Raw genomic sequence first — 1,183 nt, 5'->3', positions numbered from 1 at the left:
CCCCATAGCTGAAAAACCGGTACTGCTGCGCGATCGCGTGGCGGTACAAACCCATGATGTGCTCGTAACCTGCAAAGGCGCTGACCAGCATCATCAAGGTGCTCTTGGGCAGGTGGAAGTTGGTGATCAGGCGGTCCACCACCTGGAACTCAAAACCTGGCGTGATGAAGATTTGTGTGTCGCCACTGGCTTGGCCTGATTTTGCCCACGACTCCAGCGTGCGCACGGTGGTTGTGCCTACCGCCAGCACTTTGCCGCCGCGTGCCTTGCACGCGGCAATCGCGTGCTGCGTGGCTTCGGGCACTTCGTACCACTCGCTGTGCATGTGGTGTTCGGCGATGTTCTCGGTCTTGACCGGCTGGAACGTGCCCGCGCCCACATGCAGCGTCACGCTCGCGGTGTGCACGCCACGCGTTGCCAGAGCGGCCAAGACACCTTCGTCAAAATGCAGCGCGGCCGTGGGCGCGGCCACTGCGCCGGGTGCTCGTGCAAACACGGTCTGGTAGCGCTGGGCATCTTCTTCCGAGTCGGAGTGGGTGATGTAAGGCGGCAAGGGCACATGACCGTGCTTTTCCATCAAGGCGTGCGGCTCGTCGCTCAGTTGCAGGTGAAACAGCTGGCCGTTTTCATCGGGCCAACGGCCCAGAAGTACGGCGTCAAACCCGCCGTTGTGGGCGCCGCCCATCATGAACATCTTGCCGCCGATCAAAGGCTTTTTGCTCACCTTCATGTGCGCCACCACTTGGTGGCCAGGCAGCACGCGTTCGATCAGCAGTTCGAGCTTGCCACCCGAGGCCTTCTCGCCAAAGATACGGGCCTTGACCACCTTGGTGTCGTTGAAGACCAGCAGATCGCCCGCTTGGAGCAAGCTGGGCAGTTCGTGAAAGATGCGGTCTACCACCGCAGGCGAAGAGCCATCGAGCAAGCGCGAGCCGCTGCGTTTGGTGGCGGGGTGCTGCGCAATCAGTTCGAGGGGCAGCTCAAAGTCGAAATCGCTGAGCGTGAAGTTGCGCGTGGAGGTGGGGAAGTCAGATGTCATGGGGCTTCAGGGCCGGACAGGCCCGTACAAAGTGAAAAACAGTCACCACACCTGCAGGTGTGGCATGGGGTGCACAGCGCCATGCGCACCGAGCGCGTGGCAGGGCGGCTTCATTCAAGCCATCAAGGTCAAATATCAATATTC

General features: G+C 60.9%; 1 protein-coding gene. It reads right to left on the bottom strand.

The window, feature by feature from the left end; translation table 11 throughout:
• The coding region (gene queA, locus Q0341_RS03190; RefSeq protein ID WP_299510510.1) for a tRNA preQ1(34) S-adenosylmethionine ribosyltransferase-isomerase QueA at positions 1 to 1,039 on the bottom strand (1,039 nt) is incomplete at its 3' end.
• Between the last annotated feature and the right edge of the window lie 144 nt (positions 1,040 to 1,183).

It is taken from the genome of uncultured Limnohabitans sp. (assembly GCF_937889215.1).
In the GTDB taxonomy this organism is placed as follows: domain Bacteria; phylum Pseudomonadota; class Gammaproteobacteria; order Burkholderiales; family Burkholderiaceae_C; genus Limnohabitans_A.
The sequence above is the reverse complement of the archived record's forward strand: the minus strand, read 5'-3'. Positions and strand labels throughout refer to the sequence as shown.